This is a genomic window from Mycobacterium sp. TH-M15, from assembly GCF_057473705.1.
On sequence record NZ_JBYCLB010000651.1, the window covers coordinates 1 to 3,012 of the forward strand.

A 3,012-nucleotide genomic window follows, 5' to 3' on the forward strand; every position below is an offset into this window, starting at 1 on the left:
GTATTTCTAGCCGGTCATCTCCTCACGGGTCGTCGCCGTCGACCCAGCGGCGGCCGTCGTCGAGAGCGCCCACCCTAGACTCGGCTGCATGAGCCGAAGCCCGACCCGCTGGTTGATCAACACCATCTGGAGCGCCGGGCTGCGGCCGCCGGTGCCGCTGGAGCTGGCGGTGCACCGGCCGGCCGGCGGGACGGTCGACCTGGCCGGCAAGCGGGTGCTGCTGACCGGCGCGTCGTCGGGGATCGGCGCGGCCGCGGTCGCCCGGTTCGCCCGGCGCGGCGCGACCGTGCTGGCGGTGGCCCGCCGGCAAGAGCTGCTCGACGTGGTGGTGCAGACGGCCACCGAGGGCGCCGGCGGCCAAGGCACCGCCGTCGCGATCGCCGCCGACCTCTCCGAGCTGGACGCGGTCGATGCGCTGGTCGGCGACGTCGAGGAGCGGTTCGGCGGGGTGGACATCCTGGTCAACAACGCCGGCCGGTCGATCGTCCGGCCGATCGCCGACTCGCTGGAGCGCTGGCACGATCTGGAGCGCACCATGGCGATCAACTACTACGCGCCGCTGCGGCTGGTCCGCGGCCTGGTGCCGGGCATGTTCGAGCGCGGCGACGGGCACATCATCAACGTCGCGACCTGGGGCGTGATGTTCGAGGCGTCGGCGAACTTCGGGGCGTACAACGCGTCCAAGGCCGCACTGGCCTCGGTGAGCCGGGTGATGGAGACCGAGTGGTCGGGCCGCGGCGTGCACTCCACGACGCTGTATTACCCGTTGGTGGCCACCCCGATGGTCACCCCCACCAAGGACTTCGACAACCGGCCGGCGCTCACCCCCGACGAGGCCGCCGAGTGGATGATCGTCGCCGCCCGCCGGCGGCCGGTCCGGATCGCGCCGCGCACCGCACTGGCGGTCAAGGCGCTGGACACGCTGAACTCGCGGTGGTCGACCGAGTGGGCCAGGTCGAACACGGTCAACCCGGGACGCTGATGGAGGGCTGATGGAGATTCTGGCCAGCCGGGTGCTGTTCCGGCCCACCGACTACCCACGTTCGGTGCGCTTCTACCGTGACGAGCTCGGGCTGGCGATCGCCCGCGAGTACCCGTCCGGCACCGTCTTCTACGCCGGGCAGTCGCTGATCGAGCTGGCCGGCTACAGCGGCCCGGACCGGTCGGTCGGGCCGCCGTTCCCCGGGGCGCTGTGGCTGCAGGTACGCGACGTGCGCGCCACCGAGGCCGAGCTGGCCGGCCGCGGCGTGCCGATCACCCGGACCGCCCGCCAGGAGCCGTGGGGGCTGCACGAGATGCAGGTGACCGACCCCGACGGTGTGATCTTGATCTTCGTGGAGGTGCCCGCCGACCACCCGCTGCGCCGGGACACCCGCCAAGACCCCAGGCCAGAAGGTTAACAGCGGGATAACAGTTGGGAACGAGCGGGATACGGCGGCGCTTTTCTCACCCGATTATTCGACAACGGCGGGCCGGACCGCCAAAATTAACGCCGTGACGTCCCGATGTCCTGTGCGCGTCGAGCGCTGTGATGTCCCGTGAGCCTTGACCTGTTCCTGCTGATCGTCGTGGTGGTCACGGCACTCGGGTTCGACTTCACCAACGGGTTCCATGACACCGCCAATGCGATGGCGACATCCATCGCCAGCGGCGCGCTGAGCCCGAAGGCGGCGGTCACCCTGTCGGCCTGCCTGAACCTGGTCGGCGCGTTCCTGTCCACCGCGGTGGCGGCCACCATCGCCAAGGGCCTGGTGGACGTGCACCTGGTGACGCTGGACCTGGTCTTCGCCGGCCTGGTCGGCGCCGTCGTCTGGAACCTGCTGACCTGGCTGCTGGGCATCCCGTCGAGTTCGTCGCACGCGCTGATCGGCGGCATCGTCGGCGCGATGATCGTCGCGGTCGGCAGCCACGGGGTGTTGTGGACCGGCGTCGTCTCCCGGGTGGCGGTGCCGGCGGTGGTCGCCGCGGTGGTCGCCACCCTGGTCGCCTCGGTCGGCACCTGGCTGGTGTACCGGATCACCCGCGGCGTCGGCGAGCAGCGCACCGAACGGGGCTTCCGCCGCGGCCAGATCGGCTCGGCCGCGCTGGTCTCGCTGGCGCACGGCACCAACGACGCGCAGAAGACGATGGGCGTGATCTTCCTGGCGCTGATGTCCTACGGGTCGGTGAGCAAGTCGGCGGCGCTGCCCCCGCTGTGGGTGATCGTCTGCTGCGCCATGGCGATGGCCGCCGGCACCTACCTGGGCGGCTGGCGGATCATCCGCACGCTGGGCAAGGGCCTGGTCGAGATCAAGCCGCCGCAGGGCATGGCCGCCGAATCGGCCGCTGCCGCCGTCATCCTGCTCTCCAGCCATTTCGGCTACTCGCTCTCCACCACCCAGGTCGCCACCGGGTCGGTGCTCGGCAGCGGCGTCGGCAAACCCGGCGCCCAGGTGCGCTGGGGGGTGCTCGGCCGGATGGCGGTCGCCTGGCTGGTCACCCTGCCGCTGGCGGGTCTGGTCGGCGGGGCCGCCTATCTGCTGGTGCACGGCGTCGGCGGCTACCTGGGGGTCGGTGTCGGCTTCGCGGCGCTGGCGGCGGTCTCGCTGGCGATCTGGCTGCGGTCGCGCCGGGTCCCGGTCGACGCGTCCAACGTCAACGACGCGTGGGAGGGCAGCCTGACCGGCGGCCTGCAGGGCCCGGTGCCGGTCGAGAACGTCGACACCGCGTTCCCGCCGCCGATGCCCGCCCCGATCACCGTCACCGTGCCCGCGGCCGTCACGCTCGGCGTCCCCCGGACCGTCGGTGCACCCGGGGTCAGCTCGTCGTGAGCGCCTGGTTCAACGTCGACGCCACCGCCAAGATCCTGGTCTTCGGGATGCTGGCCGGGGCGGCACTGCCGGCGTTGTTCGCGCTCGGGGTGCGGCTGCACGCGGCCGGGTCCGCGCTGACCGAGGCGGGGCCGTCGACCACCCGGCGCCGGGCGGTGCTGGGCACGCTCGGCTGGGCCATCTACGCACTGTTGGTGGTGAT

General features: G+C 71.9%; 4 protein-coding genes. All 4 read left to right on the top strand.

The features are described from left to right. Positions 1-88: 88 nt before the first annotated feature. A complete protein-coding gene (locus AC2VNT_RS15935) occupies positions 89-982 on the top strand; it encodes an SDR family oxidoreductase (RefSeq protein WP_486947775.1) in 894 nt (297 codons plus the stop codon). A 10-nt stretch (positions 983-992) separates the two neighbouring features. Beyond that, positions 993-1,400 (top strand): VOC family protein, encoded by a 408-nt coding sequence (locus AC2VNT_RS15940; RefSeq protein ID WP_486947776.1) that lies wholly within the window; start codon positions 993-995, stop codon positions 1,398-1,400. Positions 1,401-1,538: 138 nt separating this feature from the next. Beyond that, complete coding sequence (locus AC2VNT_RS15945; protein WP_486947777.1) at positions 1,539-2,810, top strand: inorganic phosphate transporter; 1,272 nt, start codon at positions 1,539-1,541, stop codon at positions 2,808-2,810. Beyond that, positions 2,807-3,012: hypothetical protein (locus tag AC2VNT_RS15950; RefSeq protein ID WP_486947778.1), on the top strand; the 206-nt coding region annotated here is incomplete at its 3' end. The genes AC2VNT_RS15945 and AC2VNT_RS15950, both read left to right, overlap by 4 nt.